The organism is Streptomyces sp. NPDC059355 (assembly GCF_042752335.1).
Taxonomy (GTDB): domain Bacteria; phylum Actinomycetota; class Actinomycetes; order Streptomycetales; family Streptomycetaceae; genus Streptomyces.
Genome location: NZ_JBHYXN010000001.1, coordinates 365,658 through 383,469, shown reverse-complemented (window position 1 = coordinate 383,469; position 17,812 = coordinate 365,658). Strand labels below are relative to the sequence as shown.

The window sequence follows — 17,812 nt, the reverse complement described above, 5'->3', positions numbered from 1 at the left end:
ACGGGCGCCGGCGCAGGGCTACTGCGGGGGCTGGACGGCGGCGCGGTGCTGCTTGGCCAGGTCCGCGTACATCAGGGCGTTGACCTTGATGCCCTCGCGCTCCTCGTCGGTCAGCTCGCGCCGCACCTTCGCCGGCACGCCCGCGACCAGCGAACCGGGCGGGACCACCATGCCCTGCGGGACCAGCGCCTGCGCGGCGACCAGCGAGCCGGCTCCGATCACCGCGCCGTTGAGGACGGTGGCGCCCATGCCGATGAGGCAGTCGTCCTCGACGGTGCAGCCGTGCACCACCGCGTTGTGGCCGATGGAGACGCGCTCGCCGATCGAGACGGGGAACCCGGGGTCGACGTGCAGCGTGCAGTTGTCCTGCACGTTGCTGTCCGCGCCGATCGAGATCGGGCCGCAGTCGGCGCGCAGCACCGCCGAGTACCAGAGGCTCGAGTTCGGGGCCATCGTGACCTCGCCGAGCACGACCGAGGTCGGTGCGGTGAACGCCGTGGGATCGATCTGCGGGCTCTTGCCGCCCACGCCCGCGACGAGTGCCTGGCCCCGGTCCGCCTGATACGTCATGTTCTCTTCCTCAGTCCTGTGTGCTGGAGTGCCCTGCGTGTCGCGCTACCGGCACGGTAGGGCACGGCCCCGGCCCGACCGGCGATGGGGTGAAGATCACGGCGCGCTCCGGGCGCTCGGCGCGTTACGGTGACCCGGTGCCGAAGAACCAGAACACGTTCTCATCGCAGACGGCCCTGACCGCCCTGGCCGGCCTTCGCCGCAGGCTCGCCAACCGCGCGGTCCACGCCGGCTGGCGCTGGATGCAGCAGGCCGGTGCGGTCACCGCGCAGACGCCCGGCCGGCTGCGCTTCGGCGCGATCGGGCACGGCACCCGCCTCGCCTTCCCGCAGGGCACGGTCTTCGGCGAACCGTGGATCCGCCTCGGCGACCACTGCATCATCGGCGAGCAGGTCACGCTGACCGCCGGGATGATGCCGGGCCTCGACCTCGGAACCGATCCGGTGCTCGTACTCGGCAACGGCGTGGTGCTCGGCCGGGACACCCACGTCATAGCCGACACCCGGATCACCATCGGGAACGACACCTTCTGCGGACCCGGGGTGTACATCACCTCCACCAACCACAGCTACGACGATCCGCACGAGCCCGTCGGCAAGCAGTGGCCGCGCAGCGCCCCGGTGGAGATCGGCCCGGGCTGCTGGCTCGGCACGGGCGCGGTGATCCTGCCGGGGGCGCGCCTGGGCCGCAACGTCGTGGTGGCCGCGGGAGCCGTCGTACGGGGCGAGGTGCCGGACCACGCGGTGGTGGCCGGAGCGCCCGCGCGGATCGTGCGCCGGTGGCAGCCGGAGACGGGCTGGCAGCCGCCGCTGCGGACCCCGGCGCCGGTCCCGATCCCGGAAGGGGTGACGCCGGAGCAGCTGCGCGCGGTGGCGCTGCTGACGGAGGCCGAGCAACCCTCGGCGGAAGCGCGCTAGCGGACACCCCCTCGGGGGTCAGCCCGCGGCGAGCAGAACCGTTCCGGCGAGGGCCAGCCCGGCGCCGGCCGCCTGGACCGTCCGCAGCCGCTCCTTGAGGACGACGAAGGCGGCGAGCGCCGTGATCACGGGGTAGAGCGAGGACAGCACGGCGGCCACGGTCACCGGTCCGTGCTGGGCGGCGACGGAGTACGTGCCGTTCGCCGCGACGTCGGCGAGGCCGACGAAGGCCAGCGCGGGCAGCAGCCCCCACAGGATCCGCGGGCCCGTCCCCGCCGGCAGGGCCGCGGCGCCGCGACGGGTACGCACCCACAGGGCCGCGCCGCCCGCGGCCACGTTGGTGACCCGCTGGACGAACAGGGCGAGGAACAGCCCGGTGACGCTGCTCGACGCCTGCGCGATCAGGGCCATCACGGCACCGAAGCCGAAGGCTGCGGTCAGCGTGAGCACGACGGCCTGGCGCTGTACGGGCGCACCGCGCAGCTCCGGGCCGCCCGCGAGGACGATGCCCACGACGGCCACCGCGATCCCGGCGAACTGCCCGGGCCCGGGCCGCTCGCCCAGCGCCAGCCCCGCCGCGACGGGCACGACCACCCCGAGCGAGCCGAGCGGCGAGACCACGCCCATCGGCCCGAGCGCCAGCGCCTTGTAGAAGCTGAGCATCGCCACCGGCCCGACCAGGCCCGCCGCGACCGCGAACCACAGCTGCGGCCCGGCCTCCCGCCAGGCCCCCGTGCCCAGGACGACCGCGCCGAGCGCGATCACCGCGAGGACCTGGGAGGCCACGACCACGGTCAGAGCCGGCAGCCGGCGGGTCAGCAGCCCGCCGCCGAAGTCGGCGAGACCCCACAGCAGAGCTGTGGCCAGGGCGAAGAGGGCGGTCATGGCAGGGGCCTCGCAGTACGGGAAGTGCAGTCGGAACACCCAGCACGGTAGTTCAGGTGCGCCTCGCCACCGCGGACGGGTCGCACGGACACCTCAGAGCGCCGGGATCTCGATCGCCGGGCAGACGCCCATCACCATCTCCAGGCCCGCCCCGCGGGTCCGGGCACAGGCGGCCTCGTCGATCACGCCGAGCTGGAACCAGACGGCGTCCGCCCCCGCGGCCACGGCCTCGTCGGCGACGGCCCCGGCCAGGTGGCTGTTGACGAAGACGTCCACCACGTCCACCTTGAACGGGATCTCCGCGAGCGAGGCGTACCCCTGCTCGCCGTGGACCGTCTCCGCCTTCGGGTGCACGGGCACGACCCGCTTCCCGAACCGCTGGAGCGTGCGGGCCACGCCGTAGGCCGCCCGCTCCCGGTTGTCGGACAGCCCCACCACGGCCCACGTGTCGCCGAGCTCGGTGAGGATCTTGCGGATGGTTGCCGGGTCGCCGTACACGGATGCCGCCTCCTGTTGCCTTCAGGTGCGGCCCGCCACCGCGGCCCGCACCTGTGACCAACCGACAGCCCGCACGCCCGATTCCCGCCGGCCCCTGCGGCCGCCGCCGCGGGCCGGGGCGGTCCCGGGCACGGCTTAGGGTGGAGCGGTGAAGGCAGACCAGTACGTGACGGTGGCCCGGGAGGGCGTGCACGAGGCGGAGATCAACCGCTCGCGATTCCTGTGCTCGCTCGCGCCCGCCGCGACGGAGCAGGAGGCGCAGGAGTTCATCGCGCGCGTCCGCAAGGAGCACCCCACCGCCACGCACAACTGCTTCGCCTATGTCGTCGGAGCCGACGCCTCCGTCCAGAAGGCCAGCGACGACGGGGAGCCCGGTGGCACCGCCGGGGTGCCCATGCTGCAGATGCTGATGCGCCGGGACGTGCGGTACGCCGTGGCCGTCGTCACCCGGTACTACGGCGGCGTGAAGCTCGGCGCCGGAGGGCTCATCCGGGCCTACGGGGGAGTCGTGGGCGAGGCCCTCGACGCGCTCGGCACCGTCACCCGCAGGCGCTACCGGCTCGCCACCGTCACCGTCGACCACCAGCGGGCCGGCAAGACCCAGAACGACCTGCGCTCCACCGGCCGGACCGTGGTGGACCTGCGCTACGGGGCCGCGGTCGAGATCGAGGTCGCCCTGCCCGAGGCGGACCTGCCCGCCTTCGAGGCCTGGCTCGCCGACAGCACGGCCGGGAGCGCCACCCTCACCCTCGGCGGGGAGACGTACGCGTCCTGAGGACGTGGCCCGGGGGCTCCGGTGACGCGTTAGCGTAGAGGGGCTCAGTGAGCGGGAGACGACCGGGACGACCAGGGGGACGGAAGAAACATGTGCGGCGAGACGTCCGGCGGGGCCGGCGAGTGAGGCTCCTGCACACCTCCGACTGGCACCTCGGGCGGTCCTTCCACCGCGTGAACCTGCTCGGGGCCCAGGCCGCGTTCATCGACCACCTGGTCGAGACGGTCCGCGCGCACGGGGTCGACGCCGTCCTCGTCGCGGGAGACGTCTACGACCGGGCCGTTCCCCCGCTGCCCGCCGTCGAGCTGTACGACCGGGCCCTGCACCGGCTCGCCGACCTCGGCGTGCCCGCCGTGATGATCTCCGGGAACCACGACTCCGCCCGCCGGCTCGGCGTCGGCGCCGGGCTGATCGGCCGGGCCGGGATCCACCTGCGGACCGACCCCGAGGGCTGCGCCGACCCCGTGGTGCTGGCCGACGTACACGGGGAGGTGGCCCTGTACGGACTGCCGTACCTGGAGCCCGCCCTGGTGAAGGACCGCTTCGGCGCGCAGAAGGTGAGCCACGAGGCCGTGCTGGGCGCGGCCATGGACCTGGTCCGGGCCGACCTCGCCACCCGCGCCCCCGGCACCCGCTCCGTCGTCCTCGCCCACGCCTTCGTCACCGGCGGGCTGGCCAGCGACAGCGAGCGCGACATCGCCGTGGGCGGGGTCGAGGCCGTGCCGGCCGCCGTCTTCGACGGGGTGGACTACGCGGCGCTCGGACACCTCCACGGCTGCCAGACGATCAACGAACGGGTCCGCTACTCCGGTTCCCCGCTCGCCTACTCCTTCTCCGAGGCCGACCACCGCAAGACGATGTGGCTGATCGACCTCGGGCCGGCCGGGGAGATCACCGCCGAGCGCGTCGACACGCCCGTGCCGCGCCCGCTCGCCCGGCTCCGCGGGCGCCTCGACGTGCTGCTGGAGGAGGACGCGTACACCGCGTACGAGGGCTCCTGGGTCGAGGCCACCCTCACCGACCCGGTCCGCCCCGAGGACCCCATGGCCCGGCTGGCCGCCCGCTTCCCGCACACCCTCAGCCTCGCCTTCGACCCCGAGGGCCGCGAGGAGTCCGGCGCGGCCTCGTACGCGCAGCGCCTCAAGGGGCGCAGCGACCAGGAGATCGCCGAGGACTTCGTCGCCCACGTGCGCGGCGGCGGGGTCGCGGACGAGGCCGAACGGGCCGTGCTCCAGGGCGCCTTCGAGGACGTACGGGCGGACGACAGCCGGCAGGAGACCCGCCGATGAGGCTGCACCGGCTCAGGATCACCGCCTTCGGGCCCTTCGCCGAACCCCAGGAGATCGACTTCGACGCGCTGTCCGGCGCCGGGATCTTCCTGCTCCACGGCCCCACCGGCGCCGGCAAGACCTCCGTCCTCGACGCCGTCTGCTACGCCCTGTACGGATCGGTGCCCGGCCCCCGCCAGGCCCCCGGCACCAGCCTGCGCAGCGACCACGCCGACGCCGGGAGCCCGACCGAGGTCGCCCTCGAACTCACCGCGGGCGGGCGGCGCCTGGAGATCACCCGGCGCCCCGAGCAGGACCGGCCGAAGAAGCGCGGCACCGGCACCACGAAGGACAAGGCGCAGAGCTGGCTGCGCGAGTACGACGGGGAACACTGGCAGGGGCTCAGCCGTTCCCATCAGGAGATCGGCGAGGAGATCGAGCAGCTGCTCGGCATGAGCCGCGAGCAGTTCTGCCAGGTCGTCCTGTTGCCGCAGGGCGAGTTCGCCAAGTTCCTGCGGGCCGACGAGGCGGCGCGGGGCCGGCTGCTGGGCCGGCTCTTCGACACCCACCGCTTCGCCGCCGTCGAGGCGCTGCTCGCCGAGCGCCGCCGGGCCGCCGAGGCCAAGGTCCGGGCCGGCGACGAGAAGGTGCTCGGCACCGCCCAGCGGCTCGCCCAGGCCGCCGGGGACAGCGCCGACCTGCGCGCCTGGCCGCTGCCGGGGCACCAGCCGGGCGACCCCGGGCTGGCCGGGGCCGTCCGGGCCTGGGCCGCCGTCGCCCGCTGCGCGGCCCGGGAGCGGCTGACGGTCGCCGAGTACGCGCTGGCCGCCGTCGAGGGCCGGCACGCCGCCGCCCGGCGGGCCGCCGGGGAGGCGCGCGAGCTCGACCGCCTCCAGCGCCGCCACGCGGAGACGGCCCGCCGCACCGCCCTGCTCGCCGAGGCCGAGCCCGAGCGGGAACGGGTCCGCGCCCTGCTGGACCGGGCCCGCCGGGGTGCCCTGGTGGCCCCCGCCCTGGAACTGCGCGGAGCCGCGTCGGCGGCCCACCTGTCCGCCGCGCACGCCGAGGCCGCCACCCGCGCGGAACTCCCGCCGTCCCTCGCCGAGGCGGGCACCGAGCAGCTGTCCGCCGTGGAGCAGCGGCTGCGGGAGGACCTCGGTGCGCTCGGCGCCGCCCAGCGCGCGGAGCAGCGCAGCGCCGAGATCGGCCGCGAGCGGGCCACCCTGGAGCGGGAGGCCCGCGACGCCGAGGAGCAGCTGCGGGACTCCGCCGACTGGCTCGGCCGCTGGGAGGCCACCCGGACCGCGCTGGCGGAGCGGGTCGACGCCGCCCAGCAGGCCGCGACCCTGGCCGAGCAGCTCGCGGGGCGGCTGGAGCCGGCCCGGATGCACCTGACCGCCGCCCGGCGCCGGGACGAGCTGGACGGCGCCGCGGAGCGCGCCGAGGGCGAACTGCTCTCCGTACGCGAGGAGTCGACCGCCGCCCGGGAGCGCTGGCTGGAGCTCAAGGAGGCCCGGCTGCGCGGGATCGCCGCCGAGCTCGCCGAGGCGCTGGTGGCGGGGGAGGCGTGCACGGTGTGCGGATCGGCGGAGCATCCCGCTCCGGCGCGGCCGGCCCCCGGGCACGTGGACCGGGCCGCCGAGGACGCCGCCCACGGCCGCTACGAGCAGGCCGAGGAGCGCCGGGCCGCCGTCGAGCGGAAACTCGCCGCCGTCCAGGAGGCCCGCGCCGAGGCCGCGGCCGCCGCCGGGGAGGCCACCACCGGTGAACTCCTCGCGCTGACCGCGGACCTGAGCTCCCGGCACGCGGCCGCCCATGCCGCGGCGGCCGGGCTGCACTCCGCCCGGGAGCGGCTGGCCGGCGCCGAGCGCGAGCACGCCGTACGCAGCTCCGACCGGCTCGACGCCGAGCGCCGGTCCGCCGGCCGGGCCTCCCGGCGCGAGGCCCTGGACCAGGAGCAGGCCGCGCTGGAGGCCGGGCTGGCCCTCGTACGGGGGGACGCGCCCACGGTGGCGGCCCGCGCCCGGACCCTGGAGGACCGGGTCCGGATGGTCACGGGCGCCGCGGCCGCGCTGCGCCGGGCCGAGGACACCGCCGGCCGGCTCAAGGAGGCCGACGCCCAGCTCGCCGACGCCGCCTTCAAGGCCGGCTTCGACACCATCGAGGCCGCCGCCGACGCGGTCCTCCCGGACTACGAACGCACCGCGCTCCAACGGAGGCTGGACGCCTGGCAGGCGGAGGAGGCCATGCTGGCGGACCGCCTCGGCGAGAGCGACACCGCCGCGGCCGCGACGCTGCCCCCGGCCGCGCCGGATGCCGCCGAGGCGTACGAGGCCCGGGCAGCGGCGAAGCTTCGCACGGCAGGGTCCGCCGTGGACGCGGCCCGGGTGCGCTGCGCCGAGCTGGACCGGCTCTCCCGGCAGGCGGAGCAGGAGCTGCGCGCGCTCGGTCCGCTGCGCGAGGCGTACGACCGCGTGGCGCGGCTGGCCGGGCTCACCGCGGGCACCTCCGCGGACAACGAGCGCAAGATGCGGCTGGAGGCGTACGTGCTGGCCGCCCGGCTGGAGCAGGTCGCCGCCGCGGCGACGGTGCGGCTCCTGCGGATGTCCGGCGGCCGCTACACGCTCGTCCACTCCGACGCCAAGGCGAGCGGACGCGGGCGTTCGGGCCTCGGACTGCACGTGGTCGACGCCTGGACGGGCAGCGAGCGGGACACGGCCACGCTCTCGGGCGGCGAGACCTTCTTCGCCTCTCTCGCCCTGGCGCTCGGCCTGGCCGACGTGGTCACCGACGAGGCGGGCGGCATGCGGCTGGACACCCTCTTCATCGACGAGGGCTTCGGCAGCCTCGACGACCAGGCGCTCGACGAGGTGCTGGACGTACTGGACTCGCTGCGCGAACGGGACCGCAGTGTCGGCATCGTGAGCCACGTCGCCGACCTCCGGACCCGTGTCCAGGCCCAGTTGGAGATCGTCAAACAGCGGGGCGGCTCACTGGTCCGCCACCGCACGGCGTCCCTCACGGACTGAGCGGGCGGCGGGAGAGCGGCGAGGAGTAGACGATGCTGGTGGTGACGGAGCCGAGGCCCGAGATCCGGCCCGCGACCTCCTCCAGATGTCCCATCGAGCGGGTGGCGACCTTGAGCACGAAGCAGTCGTCGCCCGTGACGTGGTGGGCCTCCAGGATCTCCGGGGTGGCCTCCAGCAGGTCGTGGAAGGGCTTGTAGTTGCCGTGCGGATAGCGCAGCCGGACCAGCGCGAGGATGGACTTGCCCAGCTTCTCCGGGTCCACCACGGCCGTGTACCCGGTGATCACGCCCGCCTCCTCCAGGCGGCGTACCCGCTCGGTGACCGCGCTCGCGGACATCGAGACGGCGCGTGCGAGATCGGCGAAGCTGGCCCGGCCGTCCTCTTGGAGGGCGGTCAGAATGCGCCAGTCGGTGGCGTCAGGGGAATAGTCGGTCATGAGCCAGATGTAGCAGGGGAATCCCCGGCTGAACAAGAGGAAGGCCGGGGAAAGGCGCTTCCCGGGATGATCAGCGGCTCGTAGATTCGGAGCCATGACGACGACACAGAACAGCGCCGCCCCGGCCACCGCCCCGGCTGCCACCCCCGCTCCCGCCGCCAACCCCGTGCTCCGGGTGCCCCCGGCCGCCCCGGCCGCGGCCGCCGCCTACTTCGCCGCGAGCCTCGCCTTCCACGCGGACGTGTCCGACGTCGCCGCCGCCTTCAAGGCCCACCGCGAGCAGGGCGCCGAGCTCGGCTTCCAGCTCGTCGACTCCCGCTCCACCCCGGCCTGGGACCAGGCCCACGTACCCGGCGCGGTCCACCTGCCGACCGCCCTCGTCCCCGAGCAGGCCGAGCAGCTCCTCGACAAGGCCCTTCCCGTGGTCACGTACTGCTGGGGCCCCGGCTGCAACGGCGGCGCCCGCGCGGCGCTCGCCCTGGCCCGGCTCGGCTTCCAGGTCAAGGAGATGCTCGGCGGCATCGAGTACTGGATCCGCGAGGGCTTCGAGGTCGAGACCTGGCAGGGCAGCGAGCAGCGCGCCGAGGCGGACCCGCTGACCGCGCCGACCGACTCCGACGACTGCGGCTGCTGAGGGTCGGCCCCCCGTCCGGAACGCCGTACGGGCCGCCCGCCCCCATGGAGGGAGCGGGCGGCCCGTGCGCGTGAGCGCCGCCGGTCAGAGCTTCGACAGCTCGTCCACCAGATCGTCCAGACCCAGCGAGCCCTGCGACAGCGCCGCCATGTGCCACGCCTTCAGGTCGAAGGAGTCCCCGTGCGCGGCGCGGGCGTTGTCCCGCCCGAGCAGCCAGGCCCGCTCGCCCAGCTTGTAGCCGATCGCCTGTCCCGGCATCGACAGGTAGCGGGTCACCTCGCTCTCGATGAAGTCCGCCGGCCGGCCGCTGTGCAGGCCGAAGAACTCCTGGGCCAGGTCCACCGTCCAGCGCTCGCCCGGGTGGAACGGCGAGTCCGCCGGGATCTCCAGGCCCAGGTGCATGCCGATGTCCACGATGACCCGCGCGGCGCGCATCATCTGGCAGTCCAGGTAGCCCAGGCGCTGCTCGGCGTCCTTGAGGTAGCCCAGCTCGTCCATCAGGCGCTCCGCGTACAGCGCCCAGCCCTCGCAGTTGGCGCTGACCCAGCCGACGGTGGACTGGTAGCGCGAGAGCTGGTCCGCGACGTGCGTCCACTGCGCGAGCTGCAGGTGGTGGCCGGGAACGCCCTCGTGGTACCAGGTGGAGACCAGGTCGTACACCGGGAAGCGGGTCTGGCCCATCGTCGGCAGCCAGGTGCGCCCCGGACGCGAGAAGTCCTCCGAGGGGTTCGTGTAGTACGGGGCCGCCGCGCCGCCCGGCGGGGCGATCATGGACTCCACGCGCTTGACACGCTCGGCGAGCTCGAAGTGGGTGCCGTCGAGGTTCTCGATGGCCTCGTCCATGATGCCCTGGAGCCAGGCCTGGACCTCGTCGACGCCCTCGATGTGGGTGCCGTGCTCGTCGAGGTGGGCCAGCGCCTCCCAAGGACCCGCGCCCGGCAGGATCTTGGCGGCCTCGGCGTTCATCTCCGCCAGCAGCCGGTGGTATTCGGACCAGCCGTAGGCGTACGCCTCGTCCAGGTCCAGGTCCGTGCCGTTGAAGTACCGCGACCAGCGGGCGTAGCGCTCGCGGCCCACCTGGTCCGGCGCGTCGGCGACGGCGGGCGCGTAGACGTCGCGCATCCAGTCGCGGAGTTCGGCGACGGCCGCCGTGGCTCCGGCGGCCGCCTCCTCCAGCCCGGCGAGCAGCGCTTCCGGGCCGCGGGACGCGAGTTCGCCGAAGAAGGCCTCTCCGCTGCCGTCCGCCCCGTCGCCGCCCTCGCCGTCTTCGCCCGCCCAGGTGGTGAGCTGGTCGATGAAGGTGGCCGTGGCGCGCGGGCCCCCGTACAGGCCGCGCTGCAGGCCCAGTGCGAGGCTCTCGCGGTAGCCGGCGAGGGCGGCGGGGACCGCGCGCAGCCGCTCGGCGATCGCTGCCCAGTCCTCGTCCGTGTCGGCCGGGGTCAGGGTGAAGACGTCACGGACGCCGTGCGCGGGCGAGTGGATGTTGCTGACGGTCCGCAGGTCCTCGTCCGCCTCGTACACCGCGAGTTCGGCGGTGAGGCGCTCGCGCAGCAGGCGGCCGCAGCGGCGCTCCGCGTCGCTGTCCGCGCCGGGCAGCCGCTCGGCGGCGTCGAGGCGGGCGAGGGTGGAACGGGACAGGTCGGCGGCGGCCGCACGGCCGGCCGGCGAGAAGTCCGGGAGCCGGCTGGAGCACGCGGCGACACCGAGATAGGTGCCCGTGATCGGATCGATGGCGATGAGGTCGTCGACGTATGCGTCGGCGACCTGGCGGGGCAGCCGGGAGGCGCTGTCGCTGCGAAGGGTCTCTGACATGCCGCCATCTTCGTACGAGGGAAGGCTCCGCGTCATCACCGTTCGCTGTCAGCCTCCTGACGTGCACGGGAGCGGCGGAGCCCGGCTCCGCTCCCGTGCCGTCAACGGCGTTGCCCCGGGGTGGGTTCACGCCACTTGGCCGGGCCCCGGTGCAGCCCCCTCAGCGCGGGTGCTGCTGCCCGCCGTACGACTGCTGCGCGCGCGGGGCCCCGTACGCGCCCCGGGCGGCGGCCGGCGCCGCGTCCAGCCGGGCAGTGATCACCAGAGTGCCGTCCTCGATCTGGTAGTCGAGGGGGAGGCCGAGGCCGCGCATGGCCGCGACCATGCCGGTGTTGGAGGCCTGGGTGACGGCGTACACGCTGTTGCAGCCGGTCTCGACGGCCATCGCGATCAGGCGGCCCAGGAGCTCGGAGCCGATCCCGCGGCGCTGCCAGTCGTCCTCGATCAGGAGCGCGACCTCGGTCTCGTCCCCGTCCCACAGCAGGTGGCCGAGTGCGACGAGCTTGCCGGACGCGGTGGTGGCGGCGAGCGTACGGCCGAACCGGGGGCTCAGCAGGTGGCCGAGGTAGCGGTCGGCGTCGGCCACGGGCCCGTGGTAGCGCAGGCCCAGGGTGCGCTCGGAGCAGCGGTCGTGCATCGCGCGGGCGGCGGCGAGATCGGAGCCGTCGGCCCGGCGGACGGTGATCTCGTTGCCCTCGGGCAGGGTCAGCACGTCCTGGCTGCGCGGGACGCGCGGGCCGAGCCGGGCGTCGAGCTCGACGAGGGCGCGGGCCCGGGCGAACTCGGTGGGGGTGAAGGGCAGGTAGGGGCGCTCCACGGTGATGGCACCGCCCGAGGGATCGCGCAGCCGCATCACCGTGGCCTCCAGGACGCCCTCGACCGGGGCGTCGGCGCCCGCGTTGGGGCGGCCGGAGAGGGTGGTGGCCGGGATCGAGTGGATGGTGCAGCGGCCGAGCAGCTGGCGCAGCGCGAGGGGCAGCTCAGCGGCGTCCAGGGCGGTGCGGGTGGCCAGGCCCAGGACGCGGGTCGGGGTGTCGACGAGGTCGTGGGCGTCGGCGCGTTCGATCCACGTGCTGTGGCCGCCGGACCTGGCGATGGCGCGCGAGAGCTCGGCGGCGGCCAGCCGCTGCGGGGCGCGCAGCAGGAACTCGTCGACGGTGCCGCCCTCGGGGAGCGGATGGGTCTGGAGGGTCAGGATGTCGACCTCCTGGCGGGCGAGGGCGCTGCAGATCGCGGCCAGGCTGCCGGGCTCGTCCCGTACGGTCGTCCGCATCCGCCACAGGGAGGTCGTGGCGGCGGTGGCGCTCTCCGAGGCGGACTCCGAGGCGGACTTCGGCGCGGCCTCGGACGCGGACGGGACCGGGACGGCGCCCGGGGCCCGATCGGAGGGCGCTGTGCTCGGCGGCGGCGCATGGCTGTTGTGGCGGCGTGCCCACCAGGTGTGGAAGGCCGCCGTGACGAGGAGCGCGACCGCCGAGGCGATGAGCAGGATCGGGCCGTGCGCGCCGTGCGCGACGAGATTGGCGATGCCGTCGGCGACCGCGACGGCGCAGAACAGCGCGGCCAGTTCGACGACGTCGCGGCGCCAGTGGTGACGGTGGTGGCGGTGAGCGGGGGCGTGGTTGCGTTCAGTCATGCATGCCACTGTGACGCAGGGGTGTTGCGTGATCACGAACGATCTGTGTCCGCTTGGTTAAGTATCCGTCTGGCCGATTTCGCCCGGTTTTCGAGTGGGGTGCGGCCATCCGGAATCCGTGGCGGCGGATGGCGGATGACGGATGGCGACCGGGTCCGGGGCCCCGGGAGTTCCGGGCCCCGGACAGGCGGCGCCCGGGCCCGGCAGGTCCAGGGGCCCCGGGACCTGCGGTGGTTACTGGCCCACGCGTCCCGGCCGGAGCGAGGTGGCGAAGAGTACGCCGCCTCCCAGGCGCCGCAACCGGACGGTGAGCTCCCCGCTCTCGCCGTCGATCTCGACCTCCCCGTAGTACGGGGGGTTCTCGGACGGTGACATGTTGGCGAGCGGAGCCGACTGGACGTACGCGGTCTCGGGGCCGAAGGTGGCGTCGAGCTTCCCGGCGGGGAACCCGCCCGCGCCGATGGGGCCGGAGACGAACTCCCAGAACGGCGCGAAGTCGGCGAACGCCGCCCGCTCCGGGGCGTAGTGGTTCGCGGCCGTGTAGTGGACGTCGGCGGTGAGCCAGAGGGTGCCCGTGATGCGCTGGTGCTTGATGTGGCGCAGAAGTTCGGCGATCTGGAGCTCGCGGCCGAGCGGGGCGCCCGGGTCGCCCTGGGCGACGGCCTCGAAGTTCTCGGTGCCGTCGGCCACGACGATGCCCAGCGGCATGTCGGAGGCGATGACCTTCCAGGTGGCGCGCGAGCGCGACAGCTCGCGCTTGAGCCAGGCCAGCTGCTCCTGGCCGAGGATGCCGATCGGGTCCACGGTCTGGCGGCCGGGGGAGTTGGGGTCGCGGTAGGTGCGCATGTCGAGGACGAAGACGTCGAGCAGCGGCCCGTACCGCATCACCCGGTACATCCGGCCCTCGGCGCGGCCGCCGCGGAGGTCGGTGACCGGGAAGTACTCGCCGAAGGCCCGGCGGGCGCGGCCCGCGAGGGTGTCGGCGTCGCGCACGGTGTAGCGGGGGTCGTCGATCACCTGGCCGGGGTACCAGTTGTTGCGCACCTCGTGGTCGTCCCACTGGGCGAGGATCGGCACCTGGGCGTTGAATTCGCGCAGGTTGCGATCGAGCAGGTTGTAGCGGAAGTTCCCGCGGAACTCGTCGAGGGTCTCGGCGACCTTCGCCTTCTCCTCGGTGGTGATGTTGCGCCAGATGCTGCCGTCGCGCAGGGGGACGGAGGCCAGGATCGGTCCGTCGGCGTAGATGGTGTCCCCGCTGAACAGGAAGAAGTCGGGGTCGCGCCGGCGCATCTCGTCGAAGACGCGGTAGCCGCCGAGGTCCGGGTTGATGCCCCAGCCCTGGCCCGCGAGGTCGCCCGACCACAGGAAGCGCACGTTGTGGCGGCGGGAGACGGGGGTGGTCCGGAACGTGCCGCGGACCGGCTCGCCCGTGCGGCGCGGGTCGTCCGGGTCGGCCAGGACCACCCGGTAGTGGATCTGCTGCCCGGGCGGGAGGTCGCGCAGGGTGGTGGTGCCGGTGAAGTCGGTGGCGGGGCCGAGGAACGGGCCGCCGTGCCGTCGGACGCCGTAGCGGAACGACTCGCTCGGGGAGGTCTCGACGTACATCCGCGCCGGCCGGTCGGAGCGCGTCCATACGGTGGCCGAGTGCGCGGTGATCTCACCGGACTGGGTGCCCCACGGCGCGTTCGGGCGCCCGGAGCGGGTGAACGCCGCGGCGGTGGTGGGCGCGGCGAATGCGGGCGCGGCGAGCGCCCCGGACAGGGCGAGGCCCACCGGAACGGCGAGTGAACCGCCGAGCAGGGACCGTCGGGTGTGCGGAATCGGTGCCATCGGAGCGTCTCCAGGGGCCGGCGGGGACGGGTCGGCCCAGTGTGTCGTCGCACACCGGCCCGCCCGCGTCGCCCAACCGAACCGTGGATGAACAGCCGTCAGCCGCTCAGGCCGATTGGCCGGTTGTGGCGCGCACCGTGTCCAGAACCACGCGGCAGACCAGCGCCGGGTCGTCGTTCATCGGTACGTGGCCGCAGCCGCGGAGCCGGACCAGCCGGGCGCCCGGGACCGTGTGCTTGGCGCGTACGCCCTGGCGGGGCAGGAGCAGCCGGTCGCGGGAGCCCCAGGCGATGGTGACCGGCAGACCGGGCACGTCCGAGGTGAACCGTACGGAGCGGCCGGCGGCCAGAGTCTCCTCGAAGCCGGTGGCCTCGCGCAGGGCGAGGGTCTCGGCGACCACGGCCTCGGGGGAACGGCGCGCCGGGTGGGCGTAGATGGTGCCGGTGAGCGCGGCCCGGCCGGCGGCGCTGCGCGAGAGCCGCTCGAGCGTGGAGTGGGGCAGCGTGAGCGCGCCGACGCGCATCGCGCGCAGGGTGGCGAAGGCGTACTTGCGCTCGGCCTCGGTCCAGAAGCCGGCGGGGGAGAGCGCGGTGACCGAGCGGGCCAGGTTGCTGCGGCCCATCTCGAGGGCGAGGAGCCCGCCGAGGGAGTTGCCCACGACGTGCGGGCGCTCGAGGCCGAGGGCCGCGCAGAGTGAGCCGAGCGCGGGGACGAAGGCGCCCAGGTCGTACGGGACTCCCTGCGGCAGAGGCTCCGAGGCGCCGAAGCCGGGCAGGTCGACGGCGATGACGTCGTGCTCGGCGGCCAGGATGTCGGTCACCGGGTGCCAGGCCTGGAGGTGGTGGCCGATGCCGTGCAGCAGGAGAAGCGGAGCGCCGGCGCCCTTGCGCTCGTAGGCGACGGTGGCGGTTCGGGGGCCCAGCGGCGATTCGACCGGGAAGGAGACCGTGGCGGTCATGCTGCTCCTTGCTCCTCGTGTGAGACAGGCTGTCAGTAATGATTACCGTCCGGTAGCCCGCCGGTACAAGCCCTTGGCGCGTGTCGGGAGAGCGAGAACATCGCATGAACGGCTTGATACGTATGCCCGATCTGCCCGGTAAAGGGGTGAGGATTGGTCTTGACCAAGGGGGTGCGCCGTCCTATCGTCGCAGGGATAGTGCAGGAACCTTTAATAAACAAAGGCGCGGAACTGCCGCTGGAACACGGCGATTGCAGCGATGGCAGGAGGAGTCAGGGTGGGGACCACGCAGCTCGAAACGGTGCCGGAGCCTAAGTACTGGCACCTCAAGACCGTCCTCAGCGAGGCGCTCGACCAGGACTTCGCGGTGGGCGAGGTCCTGCCGAACGAGCGTGAGCTCGCCGCCCGCTTCGGAGTCGCCCGCGCGACCCTGCGCCAGGCCTTGGAGCAGCTCGAACTCGAAGGGCGGCTGCAGCGCCGCCGCGGGGTCGGCACCACCGTGGCCCCGCCGCGGGTCGGCGTGGCCGTCGGCAGCGCGGGGCAGAGCTGGCCCGGCGAGAGCGCCGACGGCTGGGAGGTCGTGGACGCGGACGTGGCCGACGCCGCCCTGCCGTCAGCCGCCGTCCTGAAGCTCCTGGCCGCCGCCGGCGCCGCCGACCAGCCCGTGCACACCGTGCGGCGGACCCGGGTCTCCCACGGGCAGGCCGTCGCCGCCGAGCTGCTGTACGTGCTGGCCGCCTCCGTACCCGGACTCTCCGCCATCGACGCCCCGGCCGGACCGGCCCGCGCCCGGGCCGTGCTGCGCGAGCTCCAGCGGCTCGCCCTGGACGGGCAGGACCGCTCGGTGGAGCTCGGCTCGGCGCGCGCCGACGATGCCAAGGAGTTGGACCGGCTGCCGGGTGCGCCGGTGCTCGTGGTCACCACCCGGTACTTCACCGCCGCGGGAACGGCCGCCGTCTCGGTGGCCACGTACCGCGCGGACACCTGCCGCCTGACCTTCGGAGACTCGGGCGACGTGGAGATAACCCACGAAGCCCGCGTCGCCTCCTGATCTCCGCGGCTGCCCCGCCCCGACCCGAATCGGCCCGTCCCGGCTCCTGCCGGGGCCGGGCCGTTCGCGTTTCCGGCCGCCGGTGGGGAGGGAAAGCCGCTTCGAGCGCGGGACGCCGTGTCTGCCGGGGCATGGGGGTGTCTTGCCGATCAGGCCGGGCTCGCGGTGCCGATCCGCCGGACAGGTCCTGGTCCGCGGGAGTCGGCCGTGACGCGGTCGGCGCCGGGCGGCAGGCTCGCGCACACCGGTGGCAGCGGCCGGCCGGAGTGCGCCGGGGCGGGGTCAGCGGCGGCGGGTCGTGACCGTCTTCTCCACCGCGAAGAGTTCTTCCTCCACGTGGTCCAGCGCCAGGCGCAGGGCTCCGGTGGCCACCGCGGCCTCGCCGAGCAGGGACTGCGCCACCCGCGGGGGGCGCAGGCAGTAGCGCTCCAGCTCGCGGCGCAGGGGGTCCAGCACGCCGGACAGGCCGGCCGCCCAGCCGCCGACCACGACGAGCTCCGGATCCATGGCCAGGACCAGCGCTGCCACGTCGTGGACCAGCCTTTGGATGAAGCGCTCCACCGCGGCCACCGCCCGCTCGTCACCCCGGCGGGCCATCGCGAAGACCTCGGCCACCGCCTGCTCGTCCAGCGGGTGGAGCGGTTCCCCGGTCGTGGACAGCAGTTTCTCGGGCGTGACGTCGCGGCCCAGCAGGTGCAGGGCGCCGATCTCGCCCGCCGCCCCGCCGAACCCGCGGTGGAGCCGGCCTCCGATCAGAGAGCCCGCGCCGGGGCTGAGCCCCGCCATCACGAACACGATGTCGTCGGTGTCCTGTGCGGCGCCCTTCCAGTGCTCGGCGACCGCGGCCGCGTTGGCGTCGTTCTCCACCCGCACCGGGCAGCGGAACGAGCGCCTCAGCCGCTCACCGAGGGGCAGTCCCGTCCAGCCGGGCAGGGCCGTGCCCAGGCGTACGGTGCCGTCCGCCTCCACGATCCCGGGGCTGCCGACGCCGACCGCCCGCAGGGAGTCCCGCGATACACCGGCCCGGCGCAGCAGATCCGCCACCGCCGCCCGCACCCGCTCCAGCCGCTCGTCGGCGGAGGCCGTCTCGGCGACGTCCTTGGTGCCGGCGCCGATCACCCGCCCGTCCAGCCCGGACAGCAGCACCGCGATCCGGTGCGAGCCGATCTCGATGCCGAGCAGATGCCCCGCCTCGGCCCGGAACCGGTAGCGCCTGGCCGGCCGCCCCTGGCGGCGCGCACCCTCCTCGGCGCCGGCCTCGACGACGAGCCCGGTCCCGATCAGTCCTTCGACCACGCCTTCGACGGTGGGCCGGGACAGCCCGGTCACCCGGGTGAGGTCGGTGAGGGTCGGCGATTCGGCCGCCCGCAGTGCGCGCAGCACCACGGCCGAATTGATCCGTCGGAGCAGAGAGGGATCCCCGCCGGTCAGCTGCCCCAACGTGTGTCCTCCCAGCTAGCGAGCTTGTCTGCCGGATCGTACTGTGCCCCCGGGGCGACTGCGAGACGCAGCC

Annotated in this window: 15 protein-coding genes; 6 read left to right on the top strand and 9 right to left on the bottom strand. The window is 74.5% G+C overall.

Features of this window, described 5'->3' with window-relative positions; genetic code table 11:
- Positions 1-18: 18 nt before the first annotated feature.
- Entirely contained in the window at positions 19-570 is a 552-nt protein-coding gene (locus tag ACFXGI_RS01720; RefSeq protein WP_030860740.1) for a gamma carbonic anhydrase family protein, read from the bottom strand.
- A 137-nt stretch (positions 571-707) separates the two neighbouring features.
- On the opposite strand from ACFXGI_RS01720, the gene ACFXGI_RS01715 reads away from it, so the two are divergent.
- The gene (locus ACFXGI_RS01715; protein WP_384701666.1) at positions 708-1,487 is read left to right on the top strand and encodes an acyltransferase; all 780 of its coding nucleotides are present in this window, start codon (positions 708-710) and stop codon (positions 1,485-1,487) included.
- Positions 1,488-1,505: 18 nt separating this feature from the next.
- On the opposite strand, the gene ACFXGI_RS01710 is transcribed toward ACFXGI_RS01715, so the two are convergent.
- Together ACFXGI_RS01710 and ACFXGI_RS01705 are read right to left on the bottom strand one after the other, a co-directional pair.
- Positions 1,506-2,372, bottom strand: coding sequence for an EamA family transporter (locus ACFXGI_RS01710; RefSeq protein WP_384701851.1), 867 nt, complete (start codon positions 2,370-2,372; stop codon positions 1,506-1,508).
- Positions 2,373-2,465: 93 nt separating this feature from the next.
- Entirely contained in the window at positions 2,466-2,870 is a 405-nt protein-coding gene (locus ACFXGI_RS01705; protein ID WP_384701663.1) for a CoA-binding protein, read from the bottom strand.
- Positions 2,871-3,018: 148 nt separating this feature from the next.
- Between ACFXGI_RS01705 and ACFXGI_RS01700 the strand changes: the two genes are divergently transcribed.
- The 3 genes from ACFXGI_RS01700 (at position 3,019) to ACFXGI_RS01690 (ending at position 7,942) form a co-directional block, all read left to right on the top strand.
- Complete coding sequence (locus ACFXGI_RS01700; RefSeq protein ID WP_384701660.1) at positions 3,019-3,645, top strand: YigZ family protein; 627 nt, start codon at positions 3,019-3,021, stop codon at positions 3,643-3,645.
- Positions 3,646-3,767: 122 nt separating this feature from the next.
- Positions 3,768-4,934: an exonuclease SbcCD subunit D gene (locus tag ACFXGI_RS01695; RefSeq protein ID WP_384701658.1), complete on the top strand. Its 1,167-nt coding sequence runs from the start codon at positions 3,768-3,770 to the stop codon at positions 4,932-4,934.
- On the top strand, positions 4,931-7,942 hold the full coding sequence (locus tag ACFXGI_RS01690) for an AAA family ATPase (RefSeq protein ID WP_384701655.1): 3,012 nt from the start codon (positions 4,931-4,933) through the stop codon (positions 7,940-7,942). The genes ACFXGI_RS01695 and ACFXGI_RS01690 overlap by 4 nt, the downstream gene beginning before the upstream one ends.
- On the opposite strand, the gene ACFXGI_RS01685 is transcribed toward ACFXGI_RS01690, so the two are convergent.
- Entirely contained in the window at positions 7,932-8,378 is a 447-nt protein-coding gene (locus ACFXGI_RS01685) for an Lrp/AsnC family transcriptional regulator (RefSeq protein ID WP_384701652.1), read from the bottom strand. The two genes, ACFXGI_RS01690 and ACFXGI_RS01685, sit on opposite strands and share 11 nt — an antisense overlap.
- 94 nt (positions 8,379-8,472) lie before the next feature.
- Here ACFXGI_RS01685 and ACFXGI_RS01680 point away from each other — a divergent pair, with 94 nt between their 5' ends.
- The gene (locus ACFXGI_RS01680; RefSeq protein WP_384701649.1) at positions 8,473-9,012 is read left to right on the top strand and encodes a rhodanese-like domain-containing protein; all 540 of its coding nucleotides are present in this window, start codon (positions 8,473-8,475) and stop codon (positions 9,010-9,012) included.
- Between the two features lie 84 nt (positions 9,013-9,096).
- Here ACFXGI_RS01680 and ACFXGI_RS01675 read toward each other — a convergent pair whose 3' ends face one another.
- From ACFXGI_RS01675 to ACFXGI_RS01660, 4 genes are all read right to left on the bottom strand, one after another.
- Positions 9,097-10,824, bottom strand: coding sequence for a DUF885 domain-containing protein (locus tag ACFXGI_RS01675; RefSeq protein ID WP_384701647.1), 1,728 nt, complete (start codon positions 10,822-10,824; stop codon positions 9,097-9,099).
- Positions 10,825-10,984: 160 nt separating this feature from the next.
- Positions 10,985-12,460, bottom strand: coding sequence for a GNAT family N-acetyltransferase (locus ACFXGI_RS01670; RefSeq protein ID WP_384701645.1), 1,476 nt, complete (start codon positions 12,458-12,460; stop codon positions 10,985-10,987).
- Positions 12,461-12,694: 234 nt separating this feature from the next.
- Complete coding sequence (locus ACFXGI_RS01665) at positions 12,695-14,290, bottom strand: alkaline phosphatase D family protein (RefSeq protein ID WP_384701642.1); 1,596 nt, start codon at positions 14,288-14,290, stop codon at positions 12,695-12,697.
- Positions 14,291-14,396: 106 nt separating this feature from the next.
- Positions 14,397-15,248 carry an alpha/beta fold hydrolase gene (locus ACFXGI_RS01660; RefSeq protein ID WP_384701639.1) on the bottom strand — a complete coding sequence of 284 codons (852 nt, stop codon included), beginning with the start codon at positions 15,246-15,248 and terminating at the stop codon, positions 14,397-14,399.
- Between the two features lie 277 nt (positions 15,249-15,525).
- On the opposite strand from ACFXGI_RS01660, the gene ACFXGI_RS01655 reads away from it, so the two are divergent.
- Complete coding sequence (locus ACFXGI_RS01655; protein ID WP_384701637.1) at positions 15,526-16,299, top strand: GntR family transcriptional regulator; 774 nt, start codon at positions 15,526-15,528, stop codon at positions 16,297-16,299.
- Positions 16,300-16,581: 282 nt separating this feature from the next.
- On the opposite strand, the gene ACFXGI_RS01650 is transcribed toward ACFXGI_RS01655, so the two are convergent.
- Positions 16,582-17,739 carry an ROK family transcriptional regulator gene (locus ACFXGI_RS01650; protein ID WP_384701634.1) on the bottom strand — a complete coding sequence of 386 codons (1,158 nt, stop codon included), beginning with the start codon at positions 17,737-17,739 and terminating at the stop codon, positions 16,582-16,584.
- Positions 17,740-17,812 lie beyond the last annotated feature (73 nt).

Coding starts and splice junctions, on each gene's coding strand:
- ACFXGI_RS01720 (WP_030860740.1), bottom strand. CDS start 570: ATGACGTATCAGGCGGACCGGGGCCAGGCACTCGTCGCGGGCGTGGGC.
- ACFXGI_RS01710 (WP_384701851.1), bottom strand. CDS start 2,372: ATGACCGCCCTCTTCGCCCTGGCCACAGCTCTGCTGTGGGGTCTCGCC.
- ACFXGI_RS01690 (WP_384701655.1), top strand. CDS start 4,931: ATGAGGCTGCACCGGCTCAGGATCACCGCCTTCGGGCCCTTCGCCGAA.
- ACFXGI_RS01685 (WP_384701652.1), bottom strand. CDS start 8,378: ATGACCGACTATTCCCCTGACGCCACCGACTGGCGCATTCTGACCGCC.
- ACFXGI_RS01680 (WP_384701649.1), top strand. CDS start 8,473: ATGACGACGACACAGAACAGCGCCGCCCCGGCCACCGCCCCGGCTGCC.
- ACFXGI_RS01675 (WP_384701647.1), bottom strand. CDS start 10,824: ATGTCAGAGACCCTTCGCAGCGACAGCGCCTCCCGGCTGCCCCGCCAG.
- ACFXGI_RS01670 (WP_384701645.1), bottom strand. CDS start 12,460: ATGACTGAACGCAACCACGCCCCCGCTCACCGCCACCACCGTCACCAC.
- ACFXGI_RS01665 (WP_384701642.1), bottom strand. CDS start 14,290: ATGGCACCGATTCCGCACACCCGACGGTCCCTGCTCGGCGGTTCACTC.
- ACFXGI_RS01660 (WP_384701639.1), bottom strand. CDS start 15,248: ATGACCGCCACGGTCTCCTTCCCGGTCGAATCGCCGCTGGGCCCCCGA.